This is a genomic window from Sphingopyxis sp. (assembly GCF_035998965.1).
Lineage (GTDB): Bacteria > Pseudomonadota > Alphaproteobacteria > Sphingomonadales > Sphingomonadaceae > Sphingopyxis.
This window is the reverse complement of sequence record NZ_DASYHE010000041.1, coordinates 106,034-132,112: the sequence shown is the minus strand read 5'-3', so window position 1 is coordinate 132,112 and position 26,079 is coordinate 106,034. Positions and strand designations below refer to the sequence as shown.

27 protein-coding genes, 1 tRNA gene, 1 pseudogene and 3 riboswitches are annotated in these 26,079 nt (G+C 64.2%); of the genes and pseudogenes, 19 read left to right on the top strand and 10 right to left on the bottom strand.

The window, feature by feature from the left end; all coding sequences use genetic code 11:
* The first annotated feature begins 10 nt into the window (after window positions 1-10).
* A riboswitch (glycine riboswitch) is annotated at window positions 11-112 on the top strand.
* Window positions 113-222: riboswitch (glycine riboswitch) on the top strand.
* 54 nt (window positions 223-276) lie between these two features.
* The 6 genes from gcvT to VGN68_RS07320 all read left to right on the top strand — a co-directional run bounded on the left by gcvT (window position 277) and on the right by VGN68_RS07320 (window position 5,938).
* On the top strand, window positions 277-1,419 hold the full coding sequence (gene gcvT / locus VGN68_RS07345) for a glycine cleavage system aminomethyltransferase GcvT (protein WP_327475279.1): 1,143 nt from the start codon (window positions 277-279) through the stop codon (window positions 1,417-1,419).
* Window positions 1,420-1,422: 3 nt separating this feature from the next.
* The gene (gene gcvH, locus VGN68_RS07340) at window positions 1,423-1,794 is read left to right on the top strand and encodes a glycine cleavage system protein GcvH (protein WP_327475278.1); all 372 of its coding nucleotides are present in this window, start codon (window positions 1,423-1,425) and stop codon (window positions 1,792-1,794) included.
* A 75-nt stretch (window positions 1,795-1,869) separates the two neighbouring features.
* Complete coding sequence (locus VGN68_RS07335) at window positions 1,870-2,652, top strand: hypothetical protein (RefSeq protein ID WP_327475276.1); 783 nt, start codon at window positions 1,870-1,872, stop codon at window positions 2,650-2,652.
* Window positions 2,653-2,655: 3 nt separating this feature from the next.
* On the top strand, window positions 2,656-4,014 hold the full coding sequence (gene gcvPA / locus VGN68_RS07330) for an aminomethyl-transferring glycine dehydrogenase subunit GcvPA (RefSeq protein ID WP_327475274.1): 1,359 nt from the start codon (window positions 2,656-2,658) through the stop codon (window positions 4,012-4,014).
* Window positions 4,011-5,603, top strand: coding sequence for an aminomethyl-transferring glycine dehydrogenase subunit GcvPB (gcvPB, locus tag VGN68_RS07325; RefSeq protein ID WP_414713024.1), 1,593 nt, complete (start codon window positions 4,011-4,013; stop codon window positions 5,601-5,603). The genes gcvPA and gcvPB overlap by 4 nt, the downstream gene beginning before the upstream one ends.
* On the top strand, window positions 5,600-5,938 hold the full coding sequence (locus VGN68_RS07320) for a hypothetical protein (RefSeq protein WP_327475272.1): 339 nt from the start codon (window positions 5,600-5,602) through the stop codon (window positions 5,936-5,938). Before gcvPB ends, VGN68_RS07320 begins: the two co-directional genes overlap by 4 nt.
* A 33-nt stretch (window positions 5,939-5,971) precedes the next feature.
* Here the strand turns inward: VGN68_RS07320 and VGN68_RS07315 are convergent, their stop codons facing one another.
* Window positions 5,972-6,325, bottom strand: a complete 354-nt coding sequence (locus tag VGN68_RS07315) for a hypothetical protein (RefSeq protein ID WP_327475270.1) — start codon at window positions 6,323-6,325, stop codon at window positions 5,972-5,974.
* Window positions 6,322-7,089, bottom strand: coding sequence for an FRG domain-containing protein (locus tag VGN68_RS07310; RefSeq protein WP_327475268.1), 768 nt, complete (start codon window positions 7,087-7,089; stop codon window positions 6,322-6,324). The genes VGN68_RS07315 and VGN68_RS07310 overlap by 4 nt, the downstream gene beginning before the upstream one ends.
* Window positions 7,090-7,200: 111 nt before the next feature.
* Here VGN68_RS07310 and VGN68_RS07305 point away from each other — a divergent pair, with 111 nt between their 5' ends.
* The 4 genes from VGN68_RS07305 to VGN68_RS07290 all read left to right on the top strand — a co-directional run bounded on the left by VGN68_RS07305 (window position 7,201) and on the right by VGN68_RS07290 (window position 10,467).
* Window positions 7,201-7,647, top strand: a complete 447-nt coding sequence (locus tag VGN68_RS07305; protein WP_327475266.1) for an ABA4-like family protein — start codon at window positions 7,201-7,203, stop codon at window positions 7,645-7,647.
* A complete protein-coding gene (locus tag VGN68_RS07300; RefSeq protein WP_327475264.1) occupies window positions 7,647-8,285 on the top strand; it encodes a DUF938 domain-containing protein in 639 nt (212 codons plus the stop codon). Before VGN68_RS07305 ends, VGN68_RS07300 begins: the two co-directional genes overlap by 1 nt.
* A 101-nt stretch (window positions 8,286-8,386) precedes the next feature.
* Entirely contained in the window at window positions 8,387-9,946 is a 1,560-nt protein-coding gene (locus VGN68_RS07295; protein WP_327475262.1) for a fatty acid--CoA ligase, read from the top strand.
* On the top strand, window positions 9,943-10,467 hold the full coding sequence (locus VGN68_RS07290; protein WP_327475260.1) for a hypothetical protein: 525 nt from the start codon (window positions 9,943-9,945) through the stop codon (window positions 10,465-10,467). Before VGN68_RS07295 ends, VGN68_RS07290 begins: the two co-directional genes overlap by 4 nt.
* A 147-nt stretch (window positions 10,468-10,614) precedes the next feature.
* On the opposite strand, the gene VGN68_RS07285 is transcribed toward VGN68_RS07290, so the two are convergent.
* Window positions 10,615-11,238: a glutathione S-transferase gene (locus VGN68_RS07285; RefSeq protein WP_327475258.1), complete on the bottom strand. Its 624-nt coding sequence runs from the start codon at window positions 11,236-11,238 to the stop codon at window positions 10,615-10,617.
* Complete coding sequence (locus VGN68_RS07280) at window positions 11,235-12,170, bottom strand: DMT family transporter (RefSeq protein WP_327475256.1); 936 nt, start codon at window positions 12,168-12,170, stop codon at window positions 11,235-11,237. Before VGN68_RS07280 ends, VGN68_RS07285 begins: the two co-directional genes overlap by 4 nt.
* A 92-nt stretch (window positions 12,171-12,262) precedes the next feature.
* Between VGN68_RS07280 and VGN68_RS07275 the strand changes: the two genes are divergently transcribed.
* The 4 genes and pseudogenes from VGN68_RS07275 to VGN68_RS07265 all read left to right on the top strand — a co-directional run bounded on the left by VGN68_RS07275 (window position 12,263) and on the right by VGN68_RS07265 (window position 13,778).
* Window positions 12,263-12,338: transfer RNA gene (locus VGN68_RS07275), tRNA-Trp, on the top strand.
* Between the two features lie 216 nt (window positions 12,339-12,554).
* Entirely contained in the window at window positions 12,555-12,896 is a 342-nt protein-coding gene (locus VGN68_RS07270) for an Arm DNA-binding domain-containing protein (RefSeq protein ID WP_327475254.1), read from the top strand.
* 15 nt (window positions 12,897-12,911) lie between these two features.
* Window positions 12,912-13,118: pseudogene (locus VGN68_RS20540) on the top strand (tyrosine-type recombinase/integrase); the annotation flags it as partial.
* 18 nt (window positions 13,119-13,136) lie between these two features.
* On the top strand, window positions 13,137-13,778 hold the full coding sequence (locus VGN68_RS07265; protein WP_414713027.1) for a tyrosine-type recombinase/integrase: 642 nt from the start codon (window positions 13,137-13,139) through the stop codon (window positions 13,776-13,778).
* A 146-nt stretch (window positions 13,779-13,924) separates the two neighbouring features.
* On the opposite strand, the gene VGN68_RS07260 is transcribed toward VGN68_RS07265, so the two are convergent.
* Both VGN68_RS07260 and VGN68_RS07255 read right to left on the bottom strand, forming a co-directional pair.
* Complete coding sequence (locus VGN68_RS07260; protein ID WP_327475252.1) at window positions 13,925-15,082, bottom strand: aminotransferase class I/II-fold pyridoxal phosphate-dependent enzyme; 1,158 nt, start codon at window positions 15,080-15,082, stop codon at window positions 13,925-13,927.
* A 541-nt stretch (window positions 15,083-15,623) separates the two neighbouring features.
* Window positions 15,624-16,187, bottom strand: a complete 564-nt coding sequence (locus tag VGN68_RS07255; protein ID WP_327475251.1) for a TetR/AcrR family transcriptional regulator — start codon at window positions 16,185-16,187, stop codon at window positions 15,624-15,626.
* 159 nt (window positions 16,188-16,346) lie between these two features.
* Between VGN68_RS07255 and VGN68_RS07250 the strand changes: the two genes are divergently transcribed.
* The 5 genes from VGN68_RS07250 to sugE all read left to right on the top strand — a co-directional run bounded on the left by VGN68_RS07250 (window position 16,347) and on the right by sugE (window position 21,076).
* Window positions 16,347-17,483 (top strand): ABC transporter permease, encoded by a 1,137-nt coding sequence (locus VGN68_RS07250; RefSeq protein WP_293703185.1) that lies wholly within the window; start codon window positions 16,347-16,349, stop codon window positions 17,481-17,483.
* On the top strand, window positions 17,480-18,220 hold the full coding sequence (locus VGN68_RS07245) for an ABC transporter ATP-binding protein (protein ID WP_327475247.1): 741 nt from the start codon (window positions 17,480-17,482) through the stop codon (window positions 18,218-18,220). The genes VGN68_RS07250 and VGN68_RS07245 overlap by 4 nt, the downstream gene beginning before the upstream one ends.
* Window positions 18,221-18,224: 4 nt before the next feature.
* A complete protein-coding gene (locus VGN68_RS07240) occupies window positions 18,225-19,223 on the top strand; it encodes an efflux RND transporter periplasmic adaptor subunit (protein ID WP_327475246.1) in 999 nt (332 codons plus the stop codon).
* Window positions 19,220-20,614, top strand: coding sequence for an efflux transporter outer membrane subunit (locus tag VGN68_RS07235; RefSeq protein ID WP_327475244.1), 1,395 nt, complete (start codon window positions 19,220-19,222; stop codon window positions 20,612-20,614). The genes VGN68_RS07240 and VGN68_RS07235 overlap by 4 nt, the downstream gene beginning before the upstream one ends.
* 141 nt (window positions 20,615-20,755) lie before the next feature.
* A complete protein-coding gene (sugE, locus tag VGN68_RS07230; protein ID WP_327475242.1) occupies window positions 20,756-21,076 on the top strand; it encodes a quaternary ammonium compound efflux SMR transporter SugE in 321 nt (106 codons plus the stop codon).
* On the opposite strand, the gene VGN68_RS07225 is transcribed toward sugE, so the two are convergent.
* From VGN68_RS07225 to VGN68_RS07210, 4 genes are all read right to left on the bottom strand, one after another.
* The gene (locus VGN68_RS07225) at window positions 21,065-21,841 is read right to left on the bottom strand and encodes an ABC transporter ATP-binding protein (protein ID WP_327475240.1); all 777 of its coding nucleotides are present in this window, start codon (window positions 21,839-21,841) and stop codon (window positions 21,065-21,067) included. The genes sugE and VGN68_RS07225 overlap by 12 nt on opposite strands.
* Window positions 21,835-22,833 carry an iron ABC transporter permease gene (locus VGN68_RS07220; RefSeq protein ID WP_327475238.1) on the bottom strand — a complete coding sequence of 333 codons (999 nt, stop codon included), beginning with the start codon at window positions 22,831-22,833 and terminating at the stop codon, window positions 21,835-21,837. Before VGN68_RS07220 ends, VGN68_RS07225 begins: the two co-directional genes overlap by 7 nt.
* Window positions 22,830-23,606 (bottom strand): ABC transporter substrate-binding protein, encoded by a 777-nt coding sequence (locus VGN68_RS07215; protein ID WP_414713026.1) that lies wholly within the window; start codon window positions 23,604-23,606, stop codon window positions 22,830-22,832. Before VGN68_RS07215 ends, VGN68_RS07220 begins: the two co-directional genes overlap by 4 nt.
* A 206-nt stretch (window positions 23,607-23,812) precedes the next feature.
* Window positions 23,813-25,666, bottom strand: coding sequence for a TonB-dependent receptor plug domain-containing protein (locus tag VGN68_RS07210; protein WP_327475234.1), 1,854 nt, complete (start codon window positions 25,664-25,666; stop codon window positions 23,813-23,815).
* 177 nt (window positions 25,667-25,843) lie between these two features.
* Window positions 25,844-26,060: riboswitch (cobalamin riboswitch) on the bottom strand.
* Between the last annotated feature and the right edge of the window lie 19 nt (window positions 26,061-26,079).

Genomic DNA, 26,079 nt, shown 5'->3' with positions numbered 1-26,079 from the left:
AAGGGATTCGACCGGCCGCGCGGGAGAGCGTGAGGGCAGGGCAACCGGCGCCTCACCACCGAAGGAGCAACCGCCCCGGAAACTCTCAGGTCAGCAGGACCGCGCAGGCTGGAACGGACACTCTGGAAAGCGTTCCGGCTGTCGGCTGGAGCCACCGAAGGGGTAACCCCGGACTTTGTTGCCGGGGGAAAACTCTCAGGTTCCCGTGACAGAGGGGGCATGGCGAAAGGCGCGGCACCCCGCCGCGCATCCGCCGTGCAACCGCGGGAGACTGACATGACCGAAACCGAACAGCTGGACGAAGACGGCGCGATCGAAGCCGCGACCGAAGTGCTGCCGCTCGACGCCTGGCACCGCGCCAAGGGCGGCCGGATGGTCGAATTCGCCGGTTACTGGATGCCGATCCAATATGAAGGCATCATGGCCGAACATCTGTGGGTGCGTGAGAATGCCGGGCTGTTCGACGTCAGCCATATGGGTCAGCTGGCGCTTTCGGGTGACAAGGTTGCCGAAGCGCTCGAAACGCTGGTTCCGGGCGATATTTCGGCGCTGAAGCCCGGCCGGATGCGCTATTCGCTGCTGCTCGATGAGGATGGCGGCATCCTCGACGATTTGATGATCACGAACGAGGGCGACCAGTTCGGTATCGTGGTCAATGGCGCGGTGAAGTGGGAAGACATCGGTCACCTGCGCGAAAACCTGCCCGACGACATCACGCTCAACCACAATGAGGATTATGGCCTGCTCGCGTTGCAAGGGCCGAAGGCCGTGACCGCACTGGCGCGGCTCGTGCCCGAAGCAACAGGCCTCGTGTTCATGCAGGCGACGCGCGCGACGTGGAATGGCCATGCGATCGCGATCAGCCGCTCGGGCTATACCGGCGAGGATGGTTTCGAGATTTCGCTGCCCAATGAGGCGCTGACCGATTTTGCCGATGCGGTGTGCGCGATGGACGAGGTCAAGCCGATCGGGCTGGGCGCGCGCGATTCGCTGCGGCTGGAGGCGGGGCTGCCGCTCTATGGCCATGATCTCGACCCGACGATCGATCCGGTCGAAGGCGATCTGGCGTTTGCGATCAGCAAACGCCGCCGCGAGGAAGGTGGCTTCCCCGGCGCCGCGCGCATTCTCGGCCACCTCGCCGATGGCTCGCCCCGCAAACGGGTCGGCCTGCTGGTCGATGGCAAAATGCCGGTGCGCGAAGGCGCCAAGCTGTTCGACGGCAATATGGAAATCGGCGTCGTGACGTCAGGCGGTTTTGCTCCCAGCGTGGGCGCACCGATTGCGATGGGTTATGTGCCGCGCGACCACGCCGAGCCCGGAACCGCGATCGCCGCCGAGGTGCGCGGCAAGCGGGTGGCCTGCACCGTCACCGCCATGCCCTTTGTTCCGCATAATTATGTCCGTAAAGCAGGAGCCTGATCGATGCCGCGTTATTACACCGAAGAGCATGAGTGGATCGACGTCGACGGCGACGTCGCGACGGTCGGCATCACCGATTTTGCGCAGGGCCAGCTTGGCGACATCGTCTTCGTCGAAGTTCCCGACACCGGCGCCGAGCTCAGCCAGGGCGGCGACGCCGCAGTGGTTGAATCGGTGAAGGCGGCGAGCGACGTCTATGCTCCTGTCGACGGCACCGTGACCGAGGGCAACAGCCAGCTGGAGGAAGACCCCGGGCTGGTCAACTCGGATCCCGAGGGCGAAGGCTGGTTCTTCCGCCTGGCGCTGAGCGACAAAAGCCAGCTCGACGGGTTGATGGATGCAAAGGCGTACAAAGCCTTCTGCGACGCGCTGTAGTCAGTTCCCCTCCCGCAAGCGGGAGGGGGGAGAAATGCGATCGCCACCGAACCCGCCTTAGCCAATTGCCGCCTGATGGTGGCGACGCCCATCTATGAAGGCGCTCAGGGCACCTATGTCCGTGCGGCGCTGGCGCTGGCGCTGCGCGCGCAAGCGCTGGGCATTTCGGTGCGGTTTGAGTTCATCCTCTACCAGCCGTCGATCACCCGCGCGCGCAACATGCTGACCGCCATGTTCCTTGCCAGCGATTGCACCCATCTGCTGTTCATCGATGCCGACATCGATTTTTCGGCCGACGATGTGTTCTCCCTGATCCGCGCAATGGAGGCGAATGCCGACTGCGGGGTGCTCGGCGGCGCCTATCCGCGGCGGATGATCAATTGGGCCAATGTCGCGCGCGCGGTCGAGCAGGGGCTGGCCAAGGATAATCCCGCCGATCTGGCGCGCTATACCGGCGACTTTGCGCTGCATTTCCTGCACCCCGATCAGAATTTCAAGATGACCGATCTGGTCGAACTGGCCCGGCTCGGTACCGCGATGATGCTGATCCGCCGCGCGGTGCTCGAGGGAATGGCGGCGGCGATGCCCGATCTGGTGTTCCGTCCCGACCCCGCCGAGCGTCAGGCGCACGGCGTTGGCGACATCGTCCCCGCCTTTTTCTGCCCCTATATCGAGCCCGAAAGCCAGGCGCTGCTCTCCGACGATTACGCCTTTTGCCGCCGCGTGCGCGATGCAGGCTTTCGGATTTGGCTCGCGCCGTGGATCCGCACGACCCACGCCGGTCCGGCGATCTTCTCCGGCACGCTTGCCGACACAGCCCAGCTTTTTTCCCAAAAACCAGCTTCTTCTGCGGAGTAGTTCATGCGTTACCTGCCCCTTACTGCCGACGACCGCAGCGCGATGCTCGCCACCATCGGCGCAGCGTCGATCGATGATCTGTTTGCCGGTGTTCCCGTTAATGCGCGGCTCGATGGGCCGATTGCGGACTTGCCGCTGCACGCCAGCGAGCTGGCGGTCGAGCGCCATATGGCCGCGCTGTCGCGCCAGAACCGCGCCGCGGGCGACGGCCCCTTCTTCCTTGGCGCCGGCGCCTATCGCCACCATGTTCCCGCCAGCGTTGATCATCTGATCCAGCGCGGCGAGTTTCTGACCGCCTACACCCCGTATCAGCCTGAAATCGCGCAGGGCACGCTTCAGATGCTGTTCGAATTCCAGTCGCAAGTCGCGCGCCTGCTCGGCACCGACGTCGCCAATGCGTCGATGTACGACGGCTCGACCGCGTGCTGGGAAGCGATCGTGATGGCGCGGCGGATTACGAAGCGTGGCAAGGCGTTGCTGTCGACCGGCCTGCACCCGCATTACCGTAGCGTCGCGCGGACGATGGCGAAATATACCGGCGATGTGCTGGTCGATGGCGATCCCAGCCTGGAGGCGGGGACCGACTGGGCGGCGCTGGCGGACAGCATCGACAAGGACACGAGCTGCGTTGTCGTCCAATATCCCGATATCCTTGGCCGCATCGACGACATGGCCGCGCTGGCTGCCGCGTGCCAGGCCGCAGGGGCGTTGTTGATCGCGGTCGTCACCGAACCTGTCGCGCTCGGCCTGATCAAGGCGCCGGGCGAAATGGGCGCCGACATCGTGGTCGGTGAGGGGCAGTCGATCGGTGTCGGATTGCAATTCGGTGGCCCCTATGTCGGCCTCTTCGCCTGCAAGACCAAATATGTCCGCCAGATGCCGGGACGCCTGTGCGGCGAGACCATCGATGCCAATGGCAAGCGCGGCTTTGTGCTGACGCTGTCGACGCGCGAACAGCATATTCGCCGTGAGAAAGCGACGAGCAATATCTGCACCAATTCGGGGCTTTGCGCGCTAGCCTTCAGCATCCACATGACGTTGCTCGGCGAAGCGGGACTCCGCCAGCTCGCAGCGATCAACCATAGCCGCGCGAAGATGGCTGCGATCGAACTGGCCAAAATCCCGGGCGTGTCGGTGCTGAACAACAGCTATTTCAACGAATTCACCCTGCTGCTGCCGACCGAGGCGCGCCCGGTGATCCACAAGCTGGCAGAACGCGACATCCTTGGCGGCGTGTCGCTTGGCCGCCTCTATCCCGCCAACGCAGACCTGGCGAACGGCCTTGTCGTCGCCGTCACCGAAACCGTCACCGAGGCGGACATATCCGCCTTCGCTGCCGCTCTGAAGGAGGTGCTGGCATGACCGCGCTCAACCCCGGCGGCTGGCGCCCCGAAATGACCGCTGCGGGCGGTGCCGACGACAACACGACCTTCACCGGCAACCGCGCGCTGATGCTCGAGGAAGCGCTGATCTTTGAGATCGGCTCGACCGCAACCACGGGCGTCGATTTCGACGAAGCCGCAGCCCCCGCCGACCTCGGCGCGCTGGCGCGCACCGCGCCGATCGGCCTGCCGGGGCTCAGCGAGGCCGAAACGGTGCGTCACTACACGCGCCTGTCGCGCCAAAATTATGCGATCGACCTCGGCCTGTTCCCGCTCGGCAGCTGCACGATGAAGCACAACCCGCGCCTCAACGAAAAAGTCGCGCGGATGGCGGGTTTTGCCGACGCGCACCCGTTGCAGCCGCAGGAGACGGTGCAGGGCGCTTACGCGGTGATCCACGAACTCGCCGAATGGCTGATCACGCTGACTGGCATGCACAGCGTCGCGATGTCGCCCAAGGCGGGCGCGCATGGCGAGCTGTGCGGTATCCTCTGCATCAAGGCGGCGCTGGAAGCGCGCGGCGAAGACCGCCGCGTGATCCTCGTCCCCGAAAGCGCGCATGGCACCAATCCGGCGACCGCCGCCTTTGCGGGCTTTACCGTCGAGGACATTCCGGCGACCGAGGCAGGCCGCGTCAATCTCGAAGCGCTCAAGGCACGGCTTGGTCCCGATGTCGCGGGGGTGATGATCACCAACCCCAACACCTGCGGGCTGTTCGAGCGCGACATGAAAGCGATTTCGGACGCGGTCCACGCCGCGGGCGGCTATGTCTATTGCGACGGCGCCAATTTCAACGCGATCGTCGGCCGGGTGCGTCCCGGTGACCTGGGTGTCGATGCGATGCACATCAACCTCCACAAGACCTTCTCGACCCCGCACGGCGGCGGTGGCCCGGGTTCGGGGCCAGTGGTGCTGTCGGAGGCGCTCGCGCCTTTTGCGCCGTTGCCGTTCGTGACCAAGCATGCCGAAGGCTTCCGCCTGATCGAGGAGGAAAGCGCGGGCGAGGATCATCCGCAGACCTTTGGCCGCATGACCGCCTTCCACGGTCAGATGGGCATGTTCACCCGCGCGCTGACCTATATCCTCAGCCACGGCGCCGACGGGCTCAAGCAGGTCGCCGAGGATGCGGTGCTCAATGCCAATTATGTCCTGAGCAGCCTGGAGGATGTCCTCGACGCGCCGTTCGCGGCATCGGGGCCGTGCATGCACGAGGCGCTGTTCAGCGACAAAGGCCTTGCCGAGGGTTTCTCGACCCTCGACATCGCCAAGGGTCTGATCGACGAAGGTTATCATCCGATGACGGTCTATTTCCCGCTCGTCGTCCACGGCGCGATGCTTGTCGAACCGACCGAGACCGAGAGCAAGGCGGCGCTCGACCAGTTCATCGGCGCACTGCGCAGCATCGCGATGCGCGCGAAGAACGGCGACCCGGCGCTCAAATCGGCGCCGCACTTTGCGCCGCGCGCGCGGCTTGACGAGACGGCCGCAGCGCGCAAGCCGATCCTGGCGTGGAACGAGACCGCTACCGCACCCGGCACCCCGTCGCTGAGCGAGATCGGCGGCAGTTGAGCGAAAGCGGCGACAGCGGCGCGCAACGCACCGCCGCCGGCTGTCTGGCCGGTGGAGCGTTGTTCGCGGTCGTCTTCGTCGCCGTCTGGCTCGCCGCGATCACACTCTACGGGCTGGTCGTCGAGCAGTGGGAGCTGATCGAGGTGCGCCGCGAGTTCAGCTACGGCTGGGCGTTTCTTTACGCTCCGCTGATCGCGCTCGGGCTGGGCTTCGCCGCGGCCTTCGCGGCAACGCGGCGACTGCCCGCGGCGCGGATCACGCTGCTGATCGTCACGACCGGGCTGGTCGCGCTGTTCGGCGGGATCGTGCTGTTCGGGCTGGGCGGGCTGATATGAGGGTCAAATTCCGGGATCGGGTCCCAAAAAAGGCTATTCGTAAAATGGCGATGTATCGACTTCAGCGCGGGTAATTTCGGCGCCCTCCGGGCCGACAGTTCCGCCGATCGTCGCCACATACTCATCGCTCATCGTTTCTTCGTCGCGCGATGATCCATATACGAGGGTCACATAGACCGATGCGATAGCTTCGAAATTCCCATCTGCGTCAATAACGACGCTGGACGGGTCGCCATCGATGGCTTCGAAAATTGTGCGCGAGGACAAGTCGAGCAGATCCTGCCAGGCGCCAAGTTGGTCCAACTCTTGCTCGGTAAGGCTATTGATCGCGGCCACGATGCGCGCCACGTTGGCGTCGTCGGTCGCAGTGGCCCTAAGCGCAGTCATATTATTGCTCCCAGACCGATCCCTCGATTTGCTTGCCATGCCGCTCGCGCGCCAAGCCCATCCAGTCCGCCCATGAGATATAGAGGATCGACGCCCATATAAAATAGCCGCCGCAGAAAGAAGTCGCGATCGCCTCCTGGAATATCGAAGACATTGGTGGAACGAGCCAGCGGGTCAAGCCAAGGCTGATCGGGCGAGGGGTGAACGCTGAACAGTCCGCTTTGTGACCCGATGCGATTGGAAATCGTCCGGGGGATCACACAGCCCAAGTCGTTGAGTTTGAGTGGGTCGGCGTCAGCGCTGATGTCGATCACCTGCGCGTGTTTGACACGGGTGGCAACGACCCGGCAATCGATCAATGCCCTTTCGGGTGTCGCCGTCACAGCCTTGCGCATATAAGTGACCTGCCGTGTACCCGGCAAAGCCGATACCGCAAAATATGCGGCGACCAGCGGGTTCGTTGTCCAGTCCAACAGTCGGGTGGGAACTCCATGATGTTGGGCCAGGGCAAGATACTCCCACTCGCCAAAGCCGATGTCGGTTGTGAATTGCGGCACGCGGCGCCGGAATGAGGCCAGAACCGATCGTTCCTTGGACGGCGAGTAATTTGAAATCCGGCCAACCGATGGCAACAGGGGATAGGTGCTGTCACCGAGACCCCTGAAAGCCCACGCCGAATCGCTATGATCGTCCACCCACTGCAAAAAGCTTTGCCAGCTTTGCAGGCGAGCATTGCCCAATTGGGTTGTTCTCTTGCTTGCCAAGGATCTTCCCTTACTCGATATTTCGCATCATTCGATGTAGCCGGACCTAATCGCTTTTGAAACGACGCCTAGCGAAGATGTGTCCGATTTGACGGCAAGGGGAGAATGTTGATGACCTGGGACACAATCTTTCTGCTCGCCAATTATTGGGCGTTCGCCAGCTGGATCGCGCTTGCTTTCCTGCCGCGTGGTCCGAAAATCTTGGCGGTGATCCTCTACGCCGGGGTGTTCCTGCTCTGCCTCGCCTACACCGTGATGATTGTCGGGTTCCTGACCGGCGGGATCGATCCCGGCGGTCCCGGTGGCGGTGATTTCACGACGCTGGCGGGGGTGATGAAACTGTTCGACAGCCCGGGCGGAACGACGTTGGGGTGGGTGCATTATCTGGCGTTCGACCTGTTCACCGGCATGTGGATTGCGCGTGACGCCGATCAAAAGGGCTTCAGCCGCATTGTCCAATTCCCGTTCCTGTTCCTGACGCTGATGGTCGGCCCGGTCGGGCTGCTCGCGTGGCTGATCGTGCGCGAGCGCCGCGCACGGGCGCAGGCCAAGGCCTGATGGCATCGTCGCCGCCGTGGATGCCCAGCGACGGCGGCAGCGATGACAAGCGCCACGCCCCGGCGACCCTGCGCAACCGCGATGCGATCGCGGCGGTGCTCGCCGATTGGCTGCCCGCGACGGGGACGGTGCTGGAAGTCGCGAGCGGATCGGGCGAACATATCGTCCATTTCGCCGCGACCTTTCCGGCGCTCGACTGGCAACCGAGCGACCCCGATCCGGCGGGGCTGGTGTCGATCGCCGCCTGGAGCGCGGAGGCCGGACTGGCCAATATCGCGCTGCCGCTCGCGCTCGATGCCGCGGCTGACGACTGGCCGATCGACCGGGCCGATGCGATCCTGTGCATCAACATGGTGCATATCAGCCCATGGGCTGCGACGCTGGGGTTGCTGGCGGGCGCGGCGCTGTTGCTACCCGGCGGGGCGCCGCTGATCCTCTACGGCCCTTATGTCGAGCCCGACGTACCGACCGCGGACAGCAACATGGCTTTCGACGCCAGCCTTCGCGCACGCGATCCGGCGTGGGGGCTGCGTCACATCGATGACGTCAAGGTGGCAGCCGCTGCCGCGGGCCTGACCTTCGCCGAACGCCGCGCAATGCCTGCGAACAATCTCATGCTCCTCTTCCGCCGCACCTGACGTTGCTGACAGGGTTGTCGATAGGCGCTTTACCTGCCGCCCACAGCCGCTAGCCTTTCCGCAATTGCACGCAAAAGATGCGATTCGAGGAGAGAGAGTTCATGCCGCGCGACGTTTCGGAGCTTTTCACATTCGACGAATTCCTGACCCATTGGGCCAGCGAGCGCGCCGACCGCGTCGCGCTGCGCGAGGAAGATCGCGTTTATACCTATGCGCAGCTCGACGAAGCGACCGCAAAAGTCGCGTCGGCGCTGTTCGCGGCGGGACTGCAAAAGGGCGACCGGATCGGGTGGATCGGCAAGAACAGCGACCTTTATTTCATCCTCTTCTATGGCGCCGCGCGCGCCGGGATCGTGATGGCGCCCATCGGCTGGCGGCTGTCGCCGACCGAATGGGCGTTCATCGTCAACGACACGCAGGCGAAGATGGTGTTCGCCGGGCCGGGGTTCGAAAATCTGGACGAGCAGCTAGCGGGCAAGCTGGACCATGCGCCCACCATCGTCGGCGCGACCGAGGCTCGCGCGATGATCGACGGCGCGGCGCGGACCGCCTTCGCCTCGTCGGGAACCGATGACGCGGTGCTCCAGCTCTATACATCGGGCACCACCGGCAATCCGAAAGGCGCGGTGCTGTCGAACCGCAACCTGTTCGCTCTGCGCAAACATTCGAGCGACCTCGACATGCCCTATACGAAATGGGACGACGACGAGGCGGTGCTGGTGGCGATGCCGTGCGCGCATATCGGCGGCACCGGGCTGGGCATCATGGCGCTTGCCGCTGGCCTTCCCGGCATCATCCTCGCCGAATTCAACCCCGACGGGGTGTTCGACGCGGTCGAGCAGCATGGCGTGACGCGCTTTTTCATGGTCCCCGCGGCGCTGCAATTCCTGCTGATGCACCCGCGCTGCGCGACGGTCGATTACAGCCGCCTCAAATATATCCTCTATGGCGCCGCACCGATCCCGCTCGAATTGCTGCGCCAGTGCATCCAGATGTTCGGCGCGCAGTTTATCCAGGCCTATGGGATGACCGAAACCACCGGCACCATATCGATGCTGCCGCCCGAAGATCATGATCCGGCGGGCAATGCGCGAATGCGCTCGGCGGGCAAGCCGTTGCCGGGGGTCGAGATCAAGATCCTCGGCCCCGATGGCGAGGAAGTGCCGGTCGGCGATGTCGGCGAGGTCGTCACCCGCTCGTCGAACAACATGCTCGGTTACTGGAACCTGCCGGAGGCGACGGCCAAGACGGTCAGCGCCGACGGCTGGATCCGCACCGGCGATGCGGGCTATATGGACGAGGACGGCTATTTGTTCATCCACGACCGGATGAAGGACATGATCATTTCGGGCGGCGAGAATATCTATCCCGCCGAGGTCGAAAGCGCGATCTTCGGCCACCCCGCGGTGCACGAGGTGGCGGTATTCGGCATCCCCGACGACAAATGGGGCGAGAGCGTGAAGGCGGTGTGCGTCGCCAAGCCCGGGATGACGGTCGACGAAGCTGACATCATCGCCTGGGCGCGCGAACGCATTGCGCCCTTCAAATGTCCGCGCAGCGTCGATGTGATCGATGCACTGCCGAGGAATGCGTCGGGCAAGATTTTGCGCAAGGATTTGCGGGCGCCGTACTGGGCGGGGTATGCGCGGATGGTGAATTGAGGGGCAAGCGCCTCGCGCTTCGCGTTGCGTTGATCGCGATACTCGCAGCCCTGTTGGGTGCAAGCGCTGCAGTGTGGCGGCTGAGCGGAGTGCAGGCGGCGCAGGAGAGATCCAACAACATCGTGCAAATTCGTCTCCGTTGCCTGATGCATTGGCAGTACCGAAGCGGAGTTGCCGATGCGGAATTCGAATTCCGGAAGGGTCGTCGGGGATTGTTGCAGGCAATGAAATCCTTCGACCCCGCTTACACGTTATGGACGCCGGGTTTGAATGAGGACGCAACGGCGGAGGTGCGAGAGGATTATCCGGTTGTCGGGCCTACGGTCGACGATCTCGATTTGCGCGAGGTGGGCGCTGTCGCCCCGCTTTGCGAGGGCGAAACGCGCTACGCTTGGGACTATAACGTTACGATGCTTCGCCTGCTCGGGCGCGAGCGAGACGTACAGCTTCCCTACCTCAGCCCCGAGCTACCGAATCCGCCCCCTAAAATGCCCGAAAGGGCGGTGGCCCGCCCACAGTGAGAGAGCTTTCCGACGCAGCATAAATTCGCCACACATTCGGCCTTTCAAGCGCCCTTACACCCAGAAGGGCCGATGAGTTTTCCTTGTTATTGCAACTCATGCACGAGGAACATGGAGGGCTCCACCCGATGGTGGGGTCCTTTCCCCTTATGCCGCGGCTTTCTGACGCGCGCGGGCGCTCTGGAACCCCTCCCGCGCCATGCACCGCGCCAGCCACTCCTTCGTCGCCTCGCCCAGAACATCGTCCGCGCCCAGCGTTGTCCCGAGAAACGCCGCATAGCCAATCGCAATATCGGCGATCGTGAAACGCCCCGCGACCAGCCAATCGCGCCCATCGCTCAGCGCTGCCTCGATGCTCTTGGCGCGCCCGCCAAAGAAGGCCTTGTAGTCGTCAACCGCCTGCGCCAGTCGCCGTTCGGGCACCTCGACGCGGGTGTAGCGGATCATGATCGCGAGCGGGAAGGTCAGCGTCGCGTCGCTGCGGTGCAGCCAGTTGCGATAGTCCCAATAGTCGGGCTCGTCGCGGCGCACTTCCAGCGACGTATCTTCGGCAATGCGTTCGCAGATCGCAGCGGACTCGGTCATCAGCCGCCCATCCTCGACCCAGCCGGGGACCGTCATCAGCGGGTTCACCGCGCGATAATCGGGCTCGAACGCGCGCGGCGGGAATTTCAGGACGCGCAGGTCGACGTCGAGCCCGGCCTCCTCGACCGCCCACAGGCAGCGCAGCGAGCGGGCATCGGGGCAGTGATAGAGAATGGGACGCGTCATGCGGCAACCTCCTTGGGTCGGTTGATGTGGCGGCGATGCTCGCGCCAGGCGATGAACAGGCCCGATGCGACGATCAGCGGCGCGCCGACCCATGTCGTGTCGGCGGGCAGGGTGCCAAAGAACCACCAACCGGCGACGATAGCCCACAGCAGACTGGAATAATCCATCGGGATGACGACCGAAACGGGGGCAAGGCGCAGCGCGCCGGTCAGCGACATCTGGACGATCGCGCCAAGGAAACCGAGCGCCAGGAGCAGCAGCCACTCCTCGCTGCTGTGCGGGGTAAAGACAAAGGGCAGGGCGATGCCCAGCGGCACCATCGAGAGCAGGCTGAACCAGAACACGATCGTCGCGGCATTTTCGGTGCGGCCCAGATCGCGCACCGCGATGGTGATCAGCGCGGTCATGATGGCGCCCGCCAGGGCAACCAGCGTACCGATGCCATGATCGCCGCCGAAGCCCCCCGAAAAACTTGCCCACGGCGCCAGCACAACCAGCACGCCGACAAAACCGATGATGACCGCGCTCCACCGCTGCCATCCCGTCGCTTCGCCGAGCAGCAGTGCGGCAAAGATCACCGCAAAGATTGGCACCGACAGGCTGATCGTCGTCGCCTCGGCCATCGGCAGCAGGATCATCGCGCCGAAATTGCACGCCATGCCGGTCAGCCCCATCAGCATCCGCCGCGTGTGGGCGCCGATGCGGTTGGTGCGGAGCGAGGCGAAACCGCCGGTCGCCTTCACCCACAGCAGCAGGAAGGGCAGCACCAGCGCCTGCCGCCAGAACAGGCTCTCGACGATATGGATGCCCGCGCGGTCGACATATTTGACGACCACGAACATCAGCGACAGGCTGGCCATCGCCAGCAACCGCAGCGCGATGCCGCCAAGATAGTTTTGCGGCGCGGCGGTGGAGGGGGCGGCGGAGGTCATGCAAAAATGCGCATATCAGGCGGGTCCGCACGCGCAAGCCGTGATCCCCCTTGCTCCCGTCGGGCAATCCGGCTAGTGGCGCACTCCGGCCTAGGGGTATAGCTCAGTTGGTAGAGCATCGGTCTCCAAAACCGAGGGTCGTAGGTTCGAGTCCTACTGCCCCTGCCAGGCCGGCGTCCCAGAAGGACCCAGAGACGCCCAGCGCGTCCCACCAAAAAACAAGGAAATCAGTGGGTTACAGAGCGGAGGCGTCCCAGCTCGTCCCACCTGCCCCTCTTGCAGCCCAAGCCCGTTTTTGCCATTTTGCTGGTAGGAAATTCGCTCCTACCAACAGATTTCGCGCGTCAGGACTCGAACCGGGACAAGGGCGCGAGGAGGCAAATCATGCTCACCAATTTGGCCCTGAAAGCCCTCAAACCGGAGCCCAAACCTTATAAGAAATCCGACGGCGGCGGCCTGTTCATTCTGGTCGAAGCCAATGGCTCGAAGCTCTGGCGTTTCACCTATCGCCACAAGGGGAAACAGAAGCTACTTTCGGGCGGACGCTTTCCCCAGGTCTCGCTTGTCGAAGCCCGCGCCTGGCGCGAGATGATGAAGCACCAGCTCGCGCTTGGCCTCGACCCATCAGAGGAACGGCGGAAGGAAGCGGAGGCCACGTCGGTGGGCGAGGGAAGCAGCTTCGAGGACGTCGCGCGCGAGTGGCTCGAGGCGCGCATGCTCTCCTAGGTTCCCAAATATGCCTCGCGCATCGTGAGCCGCCTCGAGAACGACGTGTTCCCCGTTGTCGGCGACAAGGATATCTCGCAGATCACCCCGCGCGAGATGCTCGACATCTTTCGCAGCATCCAGGCGCGCGGGTCGTTCGAGACGGCGCACCGGATCAAGAACTACTGTAGCGAGGTCTTCCGTTATGCGATCCCCGACGGGCGCTGCGACAGCGACCCTTGCCGCGACCTCAGTCCCGCCATGGCGAAGAAAAAGCCGGTCCGGCATCGCTCCAAGATCGCCGCCAAGGATCTTCCCGACTTCTATGTAAAGTTCAACGCCGATACCGGCGAGCGCCTTAGCCATCTCGCGCTGCGCTGGACGATCATGACCATGGTGCGCACCTCGGAAACGCGCTTTGCCGAATTCGAGGAGTTCGAAAATATGGGCGGCGCCGATCCCTTTTGGCGAATTTCGCCCGAGCGCATGAAGATGCGTTCAGAGCATCTCGTGCCGCTATCGCATCAGGCGGTCGATCTCTTCAACGAGATCTGGGAGCTGAACGTCTATCGCGCTGCCGGCAACATGCGGCTGGGCCGCTACCTCTTCCCGGTACCGATTTCCAAATCGCTCGTGATCAGCGAAAACCGGATGCTCGACATCATGTATCGCATGGGGTTGCGGGGGAAGGCTACGGTGCATGGCTTCCGCTCGCTCGCCAGCACGGTTCTCAACGAGAGCGGGTTGTTCGAAGGGGATTGGGTGGAAATGCAGCTCGCGCACCAGCCGCAGGGCGTGCGCGGGGTCTATAACTCGGCGAAATATCTCGCGCACCGCCGCCCGATGCTGCAATGGTGGGCCGACTATCTGGAAGCTGCCGAGGCCAAGGGAGCACAGGCCTAAAGCCTGTGACAGAGCTTATCCTCGCCGCGTTTGCGTCAGCGCGATGTGCGAGGACATGTAAGCAAGCCCGCGCTACGCGCCGACCCGCGCTAACGTCCAAAACGAGCTGCTGCGCGGTTCAATAGTTCTAACCTGGGGCAGACCGGTTAAACTGCCGGAATCGAAGCTCCGCGGCTCGTTCTTGCGGCAAGCCATGGTCCGATCCGCCGTATCGCCTCCTCGATCTGATCGGTCGAGACCGCGAAGCTGAAACGGATGAAGCCGTGGCCATCGACGGGGTCGAAATCCAACCCGGGTGCTATGGCAACGCCCGTGTCGCGTAACAGGGCTTCGCAAAAGGCGAGACTGTCGTTGGTGAGGTGGCCGACATCGGCATAGATATAGAAAGCGCCGTCCGGGGGCGCGATCCGCCGCAACCCCATCTGCGGAAGGGCTGTGAGCAGAAGCTCACGGTTGCGCGCGTAGGTTTTCAGATGGTCTTCGAGTTCGTCGCGGCAATCGAAAGCGACCAAGCCGGCATGTTGGGCGAGGGACGGCGGGGTCAGGAACAGGTTGCCCATGCGCGCGCGCGCGGCGTCGATCAGAGGCTCGGGAACGATGAGCCAACCTAGGCGCCAGCCTGCCATGCTGAAGTATTTCGAGAAGCTGTTAACGACCAGCGCATCGGACGCATATCGCAACATGGTCTCGGCGGGACGCGTATAGCTCAACCCGTGATAGATTTCGTCGGAAATGATCGCAATGCCGCGGCGTTTGCAGACTTCCGCCAAAACCTTGAGCTCTTCTGGCGGGATGATCGTGCCGGTGGGGTTGGCAGGGCTGGCCACTATCAGACCTTCGGGTGCAGGCTCCAGTCGCTCGACGGCATCAGCCGTGATCTGGAAGCGTTCGCCGTCGCCGCAGGCCAGTTCGACGGGTCGGAGGTGAAGCGCCTTGAGGGTGTTTCGATAGGCGACATACCCCGGGCGAGCGAGCGCAACACGATCGCCGGGTGCGAATAGACAGGAAAGGGCAAGCACAAAGGCGGGCGAAGCACCGCACGTCAGGATGACCCGTTCCGGATCGACAGCGATCCCATAGGCCTCACCATAATGCGCGGCGATCCTTGTCTTGAGCCCCGGGCTCTCCCAATAACCCATCCCGTCGGCATCCAGGATCTCGTGCGCTGCCCTGATCGCTGCGGCGGGAGCGCCGGTCGAAGGCTGGCCGAACTCCATATGAATCACTGACCGACCCTCGGCACGGAGCTGATGGGCGAGGCGGCTGATCGAGATCGCGTGAAAGGGATCAATTTTGTTCAGCAAGAAGAATTCACACCCCAAAAACTCCACTCCGGCGTCACTTGCAGGTTTGGGCTATCGTCCATCGCCGTTCCGCGATTTTGTCCGCGGACAAACGCGCCCGGCCGCGAGAGGCTTCAACCAGAATTTGCGAACCGTCGAGCGGAATCTTCGTGTCGCCTTTGTCCGCGCCGCGTCCGTTTTCGCTCGCGCGCCAAAAAACGCGATCTTGCGCTACACCCAGGGATGCGGGGCAATGCCTCAATGATTGGCGGCGCCGAGAAATTTTTCGATCGTGTCGATTACTTCCGGCGCGAGGGGCAAGTTGGGATCCGCATAGGTCGCCAGATTGGCAGCTAGCGGGCCAGCCGGACACCGCGTGAGAGAAGCAACTGGCCGATAGTCTTGCAATATCGGTTGGGGCGTCAATGCGATTGCGCGGGCAAAGAGCTGGGGCGCTTTTTGTATTTCTGGTCAGGGTCGCCCGCATAAGCTGGATTTTTCCAATCATGAGCAAGGGCGCCGAACCCGACAGATCGCGCACGAACGGGATTCCGGATGCAGATTAGGCTTTTGTCCCATAAATCTTCAAGAAGGCTTCGACTGCCGACTCCACGCGATGCCGCGTCGCGCTCGGGGTCGGCGGCGCTCCGAACCGAAGCTCCACATCGCCAAACCCTTTGCACATCGCTGCGAATTGTTCCGCCGCAAGCATGGCATCGGGAATCACAACGGCGCCGGTTTCAGCCATAGCGGCCAGAAATGCGGCGAAAGTCCCTTTCATCCGGCGCGGTCCGGCATTCAGAAAGGCGAGGCCGATCTCGGGATTACGTTCGGTTTCGGCAGCCACGCGTCGCTCGAATTGGACCATTTCGGGTCGCGACAAAAAGGCCACCATTGCGTGGCCGATGTCCAACAGGCGCTCGCGTAGCGACTGCGATTCCTGGCCATTGATCGAAAAATGGTCGCGCATACGCTCGCATTCGCGTTCGATTGCCGCGGTAAACAGACCCTGCTTGTCCGAAAAGTGATTGTAGATCGTCACCTTTGACACGCCCGCGGCCAACGCGATCTGCTCGATCGCAGCCGCGCCATAGCCATGTTCGAAAAAGGCGTCGCGCGCCGCCACCAAAATAGCCTCGCGTTTGGCGAGATCAGCCGGTCGGCCAAGATTCTTTTTTCGCGCGATTGACAAACTATACGCTTCCGTTCACTTATACGGCACCGTTCAATAATGTTTGAAAACAGCAACGGTTGCAAGGCGCGACGAAAAAAGGGCTCTCCCCCGATGGTCTGGATCGCAATTCGAATGCTGACGGGCGATGCGACCAAATTTTATGGTCTGTTGTTCGGTATTGCCTTTTCGACCCTGCTGATCACGCAGCAGCTGACGATCTTCGTCAATCTGATCGAACGCGGCGCCAGTGGCGTCTACAATGTTCCGTCGGCGGATGTCTGGGTCATGGATCCGGTCAGCCGCACGACGGACGTCCATCTGCCGATGCCGTCCACCGCGCTCGATCGGGTGCGATCGGTGGCGGGCGTGGAATGGGCGGTGCCGCATCTGCGCGCCGCGGCTTCGGTACGAACCAAGGAAGGCGACCTTGAAGGCGTGTCGGTCATCGGGGTGGACGATGCGACCCTGATCGGCTTGCCGCGCCGGATGGCCCTGGGTGCCGCCGATGTGCTGGAACGCCCCGATGCGGTGGTGATCGACGATGTCGGGACGGTGCGCTTTTTCCCGGTGGGCTACAATCCTGTCGGCGAGCGGCTCGAACTGAATGATCAGCGCGCGGTCATCATGGGGGTCGCCGATGCCATTCCCAGCTTCACCAGCCAGGTCACGCTCTACACCCGGTACAGCCGCGCGCTCAATTTTGTGCCCGGCACCCGCAACCGGCTGAGCTTCGTGCTTGTCGGCGCCGCGCCGGGGGTGGAGGCCAAGGCGCTGGCGACGCGGATTACCAAGGATACCGGCCTGCGCGCGCGCACCCGCGATGAATTCGCGCGCGACGGCGTCGATTTCATTATCGAAAACACCGGCATCCCGCTGAATTTCGGGATCACCGTACTGCTGGGCTTTGTCGTCGGGGTGGCGATCGTCGGCCTGACCTTCAGCCTGTTCATCCGCGACAACATCAAACAGTTCGGCGCATTGAAGGCGATTGGCGTCAACAATGCCAAGATACGGCGCATGGTTGCGGCGCAGGCCGGGATGGTCGGCCTGATCGGTTATGGCCTTGGCGTGCTCGGCACCGTGGGCTTTATCTGGGGTTTTTCAGGCAATCCGACCTTCAAGGGCTTTTACATCCCGTGGCAGGTGCCGCTGATCAGTCTGGTTGCCGTCACCCTGATCCTTGCACTGACCGGATGGATCGCGCTGCGCCGGGTACTCAAGACCGAACCGGCGGCGGTGTTCCGGTGAGCAGTGCCGCCGAAGCCGAAGCCAAGGCCGTTGCCGCCGTTGCCGCGATCTCGACGCGCGGCGTGGCGCGCGACTTTACTGCGGGGCAACAGACGATCCGGGTGCTGCACGGCATCGACCTCGACGTCCGCGCTGGCGAGCTCACCTATCTGGTTGGTGAATCGGGATCGGGCAAAACCACGCTGATTTCGATCATGTGCGGCATTTTGTGGCCGACTGAGGGCGAGGTTCGCCTGTTCGGCACCGATATCTATCACCTCAGCGACAGCGATCTGGTCGATTTTCGCCTCCGCAATGTCGGCTTTATCTTCCAGCAATATAATCTGATCCCGGCGATCGACGCCGCATCGAATGCCGCGGTGCCGCTGATTGCGCAGGGGATGGACCGCCTGGAGGCGCGCGACCGGGCGATCGAATTGCTTGCCGCGCTCAACATTGCCGATCAGGCCGATAAGCTGCCGAACCAACTGTCGGGGGGACAGCAACAGCGCGTCGCGATCGCGCGTGCATTGGTCCACCAGCCGCGCCTGATCGTCTGCGACGAACCGACGGCGGCGCTCGACGCGCGATCCGGGCGCCGGGTGATGGACCTGCTGCGCGAAGTGGCGCTGGCCGACGACCGGTCGGTGATCATCGTCACCCACGATAACCGCATCTTCGACCTCGCCGACCGCATCCTCGTGCTTGAGGACGGCCGGATCACCCATGATGGCCGCGATATGCCGAAGGACCATTGACGCCATGACCCGACGCTTTGCCAACCTCAATGTTTCACGTCAGATCCTCCCCGCGCTCGCCTTGCTCGGGCTGGTGATCGCGGTGATCTTTATCGCGACGGGCCTGCCCGACCGGCAACTCGAGCCCCCGCAGCAGACGCCGCCGCGGGCTACCGGCGCATTGGCCAACAGCGCGCGCGTGGCCGGCGCAGGGGTTGTCGAACCATCGAGCGAGATCGTCGATGTCGGCACCGCATTGTCGGGTCTGGTCATGGCCCTGAATGTCGAGCCCGGTGCCTATGTCGCAAAAGGCGATCTGCTGTTCACGGTCGACGACCGCGCGGTGCGCGCGCGGTTGCGCGAGGCCGAGGCGGCGATACGCGAAGCCCGCGCCGCCATCGGCGAGGCAGAGACCGCGCGGGTCACCGCGCAGCGCCAACTCGCGCTCTACCGCCAGGTCGACGATGCCGAGGCGATCAGCCGTACCGAAGTCGTCCGGGCCGAGGGTGACGCGGCAGCGGCGGCGAGCCGTCTGGCGCTGGCGCGGGCGCGTCTCGATGCAGCGACGGCGGCGGCGGGAAGCGCGCGCGTTGAGTTATCGCGGTTGGCGGTTCGGGCGCCGATCGCGGGCGAAGTTCTAGCGGTCAACATCCGGCCGGGCGAATATGTGCAGGCGGGCGGGCCGCAGGGTGGCAACGCCGAACCCTATATCCGGATGGGCGAAACGCGGCCTCTGCACGTCCGGATCGATATCGACGAGGATCAGGCCGCGGACGTGGCGCTGGGGTCGAACGCGATCGTGTCGCCGCGCGGTGCAGCCGAGCGGCAGGTTGCGGCGCGATTTGTTCGCGCCGAACCGCTGGTGGTTCCCAAGCGCTCGCTGACCAACAGCGCCGCCGAGCGTGTCGATGTCCGGGTCATGCAGGTCATTTATGCACTACCGGCCGGCAACGACCTGTTCCGCGTCGGGCAACAGGTCGATGCGTTCATTCCCGCAAAAGCACCGGCCGGAGCGAAGCGATGAGACGGGCGGCGGCCATTTTTGTTGCCGCGACGCTGCTGACGGGGTGCGCTGGCGGGTCGCCGCCGCGGATCGACACGCCGCCACCGGTGCTTCCCGCCACCTTTTCCTACGCGCCCGACGCAGGGCAGGCCGGATCGCTCGCAGCCTTGCTACCGAACGACGATCCTGCTTTTGCGGCCTTGCGCACCGCCGCCATGGCCGACGCGCCATTGCTTGGCGAGGCGGCGGCGCGGATCGAGCAATCGCGGGCGGGCGCCCGCCGCGCCCGCGCCGAACGCGCCCCGCAATTCGACGCAACCGCGTCGGTCGAAACCAGCCGCAGCAACCCAGGCAGTCTTGGTGCCAGCCTGCCGCCGGGGATTTCGATCGACCCCGATCAAACCGCTTATGGCGCGTCATTGAGCGCGCGGTGGGATCCCGACCTCTTCGGCCGACTGCGGTCGGAACAGCGTGCCGCGGCCTTGCGGCTCGACGCCGCGACCGCCGACGCTGACGCCGTCCGCATCGCGCTGATCGCCGATCTGGCTGCGCTCGTCGTCGATTGGCGCAGCCTCGACATTCGCGCTGCCTCGCTGGAGAGCGACCTTGCATCGGCAGAGCGCCTGGTTGGCTTGGCAGGGGCGAGAGCCCAGGCCGGCCTTGCGCCCGGCGCCGATCGCGTCCGCGCCGAAAGTGTGGCGAGCGCATCGCGAAGCCGTCTGGCGGCGCTCGCCACCGAACGGAGCACCATCATCGGCCGCTTGGTCACGCTGACGGCCCGCGACGCCGAGTGGATCGAGGCGCAGTTGGCGATTCCCGGCGATCCGCAAGCGTTACCGGTAACTCCATCGGCGCTGCCGTCGGAGCTGCTGATCCGCCGGCCCGATGTTGTCGCGGCCGCCACGCGACTGGCCGCAACGGATGCCGATCTCGCGGCAACGGCGGCGCGGCGGTTTCCGCGGATCACCCTGTCGGGCAGTCTTGGCCTATTGGCGTTCAGCCCCGGCCAGTTGTTCGACAATGATTCGATTATCGGCTCGCTGGCCGCGGCGATCGCCGGACCCCTGTTCGACTTTGGCCGCATTTCGGCCGAGATTGACGGCGCGGCGGCGGATAAACAGCTCGCTTTTCAACAATATCGGTCGGCGGTGTTCGACGCGCTGGGCGATGCGGAATCGGCCTATCGGCTGATCGCCGCCGCTGACGCCCGCGCCACTGCGGCGACCCAAGAAGCCGCTTTGCTGGCACGAAGCGATGCGTTGACGGCAAGCCGCTTTCGCGCCGGGCTGGTCGATCTGGCGAGCGTGCTTGACGTCCGGCGGCAGGCTGACGGTGCCGGCGAACGCGCGGCGGTGGCGATGGGCGAGGCGCGTCGCGCACGGCTGTTGCTATGGCTGGCTTTAGGCGGATAATCGCGTACGTTCAGGGGGTTTTTGTGGCATCGACCATGATTTCCCTGCTATAAGTCAAACTACCAAGAGGCCACGTCCTCGCCTGCGCCGCGCAGGCTCGCAAGTCCGGGACGGCCCGGCAGCCTTGAAAAGGAGGCTGTCATGGCCTGGATTTATCTCGCAATTGCCGGTGTTCTCGAAATCGTCTGGGCCTTTTCGATGAAACAGTCGGACGGGTTTTCGAAACTGGGACCGTCGCTCGTCACGATCGCGGCCATGATCGCCAGTTTTGGCTTGCTGGCGCTGGCCATGAAATCGCTGCCGCTTGGCACCGCTTACACCATCTGGACAGGGATCGGTGCGGTCGGTGCCTTCATCGTCGGCATCGCTGTGCTGGGCGAACAGGCCAGCGCGATGCGGATCGTTGCTGCGCTGCTGATCGTCAGCGGTCTGGTGCTGATGAAGCTGTCGTCACCGGCCTGATCGGCCGAGGGTGGTGATCGTCGGCCACGCGCCGCCGGTCTCGACCCGCGCATCGATGCCATAAACGCGGCGCAGCCGCTCGGGCGTCAGTACCGCGGCGGGCGCGCCGTCGGCGACGATCTGGCCTTCGTCGATCAGCAGCAGCCGGTCGCAATAGCGCGCCGCAAGCGTCAGGTCGTGAAGCACCGCGATGACCAACGCACCGCTGGCGGCCTCCGCTCGCAGCAGCTCCATGACGTCGATCTGATGGCCGGGGTCAAGACTGGCGAGCGGTTCATCGGCGATCAGCGCGGGCGCCTCGACCGCCAAGGCGCGCGCAAACAAGACGCGCGCCCGTTCGCCGCCTGACAATTCGGTGGCGATACGGTCGCGCAGATCGAACACGTCCGCGCGCATCATGGCCCGCTCGATCGCGGCGGTGTCGGTGGCGCTGATCCGCGACATCGGCGCGAGGTGCGGTAGACGGCCCAGTCCGACCAACCGCTCGACGGTCAGCGGCCAGTGCAGCAACTGCCCCTGCGGCAAATAGGCGATCCGGCGTGCCAGATCCGCGCGCGGCATCGCGGCGGCATCGATGCCGTCGACCAGAATTCGTCCCGTCGCCGGGACGAGTGCCAGCATTGCCCGTGCCAGGGTGGATTTGCCCGCGCCATTGGGGCCGACGATTGCGGTCAGCGACCCCGGCTCCAGTGCGGCGCAAACGTTGCGGACGACGGCGCGGCGGCCGAGCGTGACGCCGAAATGTTCCAGAACGATGCTTACCATAACCGCCGCTCGCGCATCAGATGGATCAGGAAAATCGGCACGCCAAGGAAGGCGGTGACTACACCCAGTTTCAGCTCGTTGGTCGATGGAATGATCCGCACGCCAAGGTCGGCCAGGGTGAGCAGCGCCGCGCCGCCGAGAGCCGATGGCAGCAGGATCGCCGACGGGCTGCGATCGGTCAGCGGACGGATCAGATGCGGGACGATCAGGCCGACAAAGCCGATGGCGCCCGACACCGCCACCGCGCCGCCAACCCCGATGGCGGTACCTAGCAGCAGGCGTCGCCGCGTCCGCTTGAGATCGGCCCCTAGGGCCTGCGCCGCATCCTCGCCCAGCGTCAGCGCATCGAGCGCGCGGCCGTTCCAAAGCAGCATCGCGGTCCCGATCGCGATGCAGGGCAGGGCGATCCAGACATGGTCGAACGAGCGGTTCTCAAGACTGCCAAGCAGCCAGGTCATGATCTCCATGGCCGCGAAGGGATTGGGAGAGAGGTTGAGCGCGAGGCTGATCCCGGCGCCCGCGAGCGTCGCGACCGCCAGACCCGCCAGGATGAGGGTGAGCGGGCTTTCCGCGTCGCCCGCCAGCAGGAACAGCAGGCCGAGCGACAGGAGCGCACAGCCAATGGCAAGCCCGGGCAAAACCGCTGGATGAAGCGGGGCGAGGCCGAAATAGATTGCCGCCACTGCGCCCAGTGCTGCCGCGTTCGATGTCCCGAGTACGGACGGTTCGGCGAGCGGGTTGCGCAAATAGCCCTGTAGCGCGGCACCAGCGAGGCCGAGCATCGCGCCCACCGCCAGCGCGAGCAGTGTGCGCGGCAGACGAAGGTCGAACAATATGATGGACGCGATGTGGTCGCCGTCGCCGCTGGCCGCAGCGACAAGCCGGTCGAGCGACAGATCGACCGCGCCGAACAACAGCGAAGCCAGACCCGCGATGACCGCCAATGTCGTGAGCGCGCCGATCAGCAGCGGACGGGGAAGCCAATGGCTCATCGGACAGCCCTGTCATGCCGGGCGATCTGCGCAGCGATGCTGTGCGCGGCCCTGGTGTAAGCGGGGCTGCCACACACGGTCCACGCTTCCTGCACAACGATCCGCGGGATGTCGGACAGGGCGGGATGATGAAGCATTTCGCTGCCCTGATCATCGACGACATTGGTGGCGCGTTCGACAATCAGGAAATCGGGGCGCGCGGCAACCATTTCTTCAAGGCTAAATTGCGACAACGGCGGCTTGCCCAAGGTTTTCGCCAGGTTGGTCAGCCCGACGCGAGTCATCATGTCGTCAACGAGCGTTCCGGTACCCGTCATATAACCGCGCCGCTGATAATAAGCAGCGACGCGGCCGCGGCCGAGCCGCGGCAAGGTCGCAAGATCCCGTTTCATCCCGGCGATGAGTGCCGCTCCGCGCACGGGATGGCCAACAGCGGCGGCGGTCTCGTCGATGGTGCGATAGATTTGGTCGAGCCGATTGGCCGTTTCCAGATCGAGCAGCGGATAGCGCTGGGGGGCAACTGCCGCCAGAACGGGGCTGCTGCTGGCCGGCATCCCGACGACCAGATCAGGATCGATCGCCAATATCTGTTCGGCCGAGTTGCGGAGCACCGGTAGCCCCTGTGCCGCCGCGGCCTGGTCGGACATCCCGGGATCGGTCGCGTTGCGTGTCAGACCGGCGATCTGCTGGCGGTCGGCCAGCGCCAGGACGAGCTGGTCGGTGCACAGGTTCATCGACATGATACGCTGGGGCACCGCCGGTGTCGCCGACATCGCCCGTGTCGATGGCAGAGGGCGGGTGGCGGTCGCGGACAGGGTGCCCGCGACGACGACCGATGCTGCCGCGATCACGGCCAGGCGGCGCACCGACGCGATCAACGCGCCGCTGCCCTTGCTGTCGCGTTCTGACCCGTGTGTTTTTCGGTCATGCGTCGCCTCCCGCCCGAACGGCGCTGCCGATCTCCGGCAGCGCCGCGTCATCAAAACCGCGCCCGAACGCCGCCATAGGCGGCGCGGCCATAGGTGCCATAGTTGAATGCCGTCGCATAATCGGCGTCGAACAGATTATCGACGCGGCCATACACTTCGATCCGCTCGGTGATGGCGAAGGACGCACGCACCCCGGCGATGGCATAGCCGTCGAGCCGCACCGTGTTGAGCGCATTGTCGAAACTGTCGCTCACCATCGTGACGGTCGCGCCGGTCGAAAGCCCGAACGACCAGTCATAGTCGGCCGACAAGCTGACCGCATGGTCGGCACGGCGGGGCAGGCGCTTGCCATCGAAGGCGGGACGTCCCGACCGGTCGCGCGCGTCGATATAGCTGTACGACGCAGTGACGTTCAGCGCATCGACGGGTCGCAGCGCCAGCGATGCCTCTACCCCCTTGGCGCGCGTGCGGTCGATATTGCCATAGGTAAAGGTCGCATTGTCGTAATTGATCTGGTTGGCGGTGTTGCGCAAAAACGCCGTGACCGAGATCAACGCCCGCCCGTCGGCCAGACTTTGGTCGATGCCGATGTCATAGCTCTTCGATTCTTCGGGACGCAGCGCCGCATTGCCGCTGAAGCTGTCGTAAAGCTGGTAGAGCGAAGGCGCCTTGAACCCTTCACCATAGCTCAGACGGACATTGGTCGCGCCATCATTGGGCGAATAATTGGCGTTGCCGCCAAGGGTTGTGGCGCCGCCGAACTGGCTGTGGTCGTCGTGACGGACGCCGCCGGTCAGCGACAGGCCGGCGAACGGCTGGACGATGCCCAGCGCATAGACGCTATCGATATTGGCCTTCTGACTGTCGGTCGAACCGAAGCCGAAGAAGTCGTAATCGGGGCGTTCATGCTCGTAACCGAACACCAGCTTGGCGGTGTCGGCGGGCGCCACGACGCCCTGATATTCGAAACGCAGGTTCGTACCCTTGTAGCCATAATCGGGGGCGGTCCCGCGCACGAAGAAATAATCGCGCTCGTTGCGCATCCACGTCACCGCCGCGCGGCTGGTAAAGCGGCCGTCGAACAGGTCGAGGTTGAGGCCGGCATAGCCGACATATTGGTCGAGCTTGGCGACGTCGCCGCTGTCGGCGGGCGCACCGAAAAAGCTGTCATAATCAAGGTCGGCGTTGATGTAGTAGCCGCGCAGGTCGAGGCTCAGCGCATCGCTGAACGCAATTTTCAGCCGCGCGTTGCCCGCGAAATTCTTGTAGCCGTCGCGCTCGGTCCCGACCGCCGCCGACGAAATGCCATCGGTACGGAAATAGGCGCCGCCGATCCCGCCCGATATGGCGCCAGTGGTACCCGACAGGCCGGCCTTGGCGTTCACCGTATCGCTATAACCATATTCGGCCGACGCGCGGCCGGTGAAGCCTGCCTCGGGGGTCGCGGTCATCAGGTTGACCACGCCGCCGATCGCCTGGCTGCCATGCACGACCGAGTTCGACCCGCGCAGCACCTCAATGCGGCTGATGTTGCCGGTCAGTAGGTGGCCGAAATCATAGCCGTCGCCGATGCCGCTGGGATCGTTGACCTTGACGCCGTCGATCAGGACCAACGTCTGTGTCGTTTCGGCGCCGCGGATCGAGATGCCCGCAACCGAACCGGTGCTGCCGGTGCGATTGAAGCGGATGCCGGGGGTGGTCGCGAGCAGGTCGACGACATCGGTCGTCTGGCGTGTCTCGATCGTTTCGGCGTCGATAACGGTGATCGCCTGACCGACCTCGTCCTTCGACTGTTCGATGCCCGACGCGGTGACGACGATGTCGTCTGAACGGATATTGTCCTGAGCGGCGACGGGCGTCGCAGCGACAAGGGCGAGAAGAGAAATGCTCGAATATTTCAACATGGGAGACTCCCGCACGCCGGCAACGAAGGCGGAGCCTGCCGAAACGCGCACGCGATCGACCGATGTCGGCGTCGCAAGTGGCGTAAATGCCTGCGGCCCCGGCACCGAAGCGGCTCCAGCCGCTTGGTCGTCGCTCGACGGAATTCTCCGTGCCATGGTCTTTCCCTGGACCCAGGCATTGAGCGACCCTCGCCGGCAGGTCTCCTGGCTCGCGGGTCAAGGCTCGATACACGCCTTCCCAGGTTACCCCAGTGGCTGATCCGCAAATCCGGATCGGTGCATCTTGCTCGCCGCTTACAGTTGCAGGGACAGCCTCGGCTTCGGGGGTTCGGCAAGAACCCCGTTACCGCGTTCCCTATTAAGCCCTTTCGGGCACCGGCGCGATCTGCGCGGGGCGAACCCCGCACGCGCCG

Excerpts from the sequence above, each read along its gene's own strand:
- gcvT (WP_327475279.1), top strand. The coding sequence starts at position 277 with ATGACCGAAACCGAACAGCTGGACGAAGACGGCGCGATCGAAGCCGCG.
- gcvH (WP_327475278.1), top strand. The coding sequence starts at position 1,423 with ATGCCGCGTTATTACACCGAAGAGCATGAGTGGATCGACGTCGACGGC.
- VGN68_RS07335 (WP_327475276.1), top strand. The coding sequence starts at position 1,870 with ATGGTGGCGACGCCCATCTATGAAGGCGCTCAGGGCACCTATGTCCGT.
- gcvPA (WP_327475274.1), top strand. The coding sequence starts at position 2,656 with ATGCGTTACCTGCCCCTTACTGCCGACGACCGCAGCGCGATGCTCGCC.
- gcvPB (WP_414713024.1), top strand. The coding sequence starts at position 4,011 with ATGACCGCGCTCAACCCCGGCGGCTGGCGCCCCGAAATGACCGCTGCG.
- VGN68_RS07315 (WP_327475270.1), bottom strand. The coding sequence starts at position 6,325 with ATGACTGCGCTTAGGGCCACTGCGACCGACGACGCCAACGTGGCGCGC.
- VGN68_RS07305 (WP_327475266.1), top strand. The coding sequence starts at position 7,201 with ATGACCTGGGACACAATCTTTCTGCTCGCCAATTATTGGGCGTTCGCC.
- VGN68_RS07300 (WP_327475264.1), top strand. The coding sequence starts at position 7,647 with ATGGCATCGTCGCCGCCGTGGATGCCCAGCGACGGCGGCAGCGATGAC.
- VGN68_RS07295 (WP_327475262.1), top strand. The coding sequence starts at position 8,387 with ATGCCGCGCGACGTTTCGGAGCTTTTCACATTCGACGAATTCCTGACC.
- VGN68_RS07285 (WP_327475258.1), bottom strand. The coding sequence starts at position 11,238 with ATGACGCGTCCCATTCTCTATCACTGCCCCGATGCCCGCTCGCTGCGC.
- VGN68_RS07280 (WP_327475256.1), bottom strand. The coding sequence starts at position 12,170 with ATGACCTCCGCCGCCCCCTCCACCGCCGCGCCGCAAAACTATCTTGGC.
- VGN68_RS07270 (WP_327475254.1), top strand. The coding sequence starts at position 12,555 with ATGCTCACCAATTTGGCCCTGAAAGCCCTCAAACCGGAGCCCAAACCT.
- VGN68_RS07265 (WP_414713027.1), top strand. The coding sequence starts at position 13,137 with ATGGCGAAGAAAAAGCCGGTCCGGCATCGCTCCAAGATCGCCGCCAAG.
- VGN68_RS07250 (WP_293703185.1), top strand. The coding sequence starts at position 16,347 with ATGGTCTGGATCGCAATTCGAATGCTGACGGGCGATGCGACCAAATTT.
- VGN68_RS07240 (WP_327475246.1), top strand. The coding sequence starts at position 18,225 with ATGACCCGACGCTTTGCCAACCTCAATGTTTCACGTCAGATCCTCCCC.
- VGN68_RS07235 (WP_327475244.1), top strand. The coding sequence starts at position 19,220 with ATGAGACGGGCGGCGGCCATTTTTGTTGCCGCGACGCTGCTGACGGGG.
- sugE (WP_327475242.1), top strand. The coding sequence starts at position 20,756 with ATGGCCTGGATTTATCTCGCAATTGCCGGTGTTCTCGAAATCGTCTGG.
- VGN68_RS07225 (WP_327475240.1), bottom strand. The coding sequence starts at position 21,841 with ATGGTAAGCATCGTTCTGGAACATTTCGGCGTCACGCTCGGCCGCCGC.
- VGN68_RS07220 (WP_327475238.1), bottom strand. The coding sequence starts at position 22,833 with ATGAGCCATTGGCTTCCCCGTCCGCTGCTGATCGGCGCGCTCACGACA.
- VGN68_RS07215 (WP_414713026.1), bottom strand. The coding sequence starts at position 23,606 with ATGTCGGCGACACCGGCGGTGCCCCAGCGTATCATGTCGATGAACCTG.
- VGN68_RS07210 (WP_327475234.1), bottom strand. The coding sequence starts at position 25,666 with ATGTTGAAATATTCGAGCATTTCTCTTCTCGCCCTTGTCGCTGCGACG.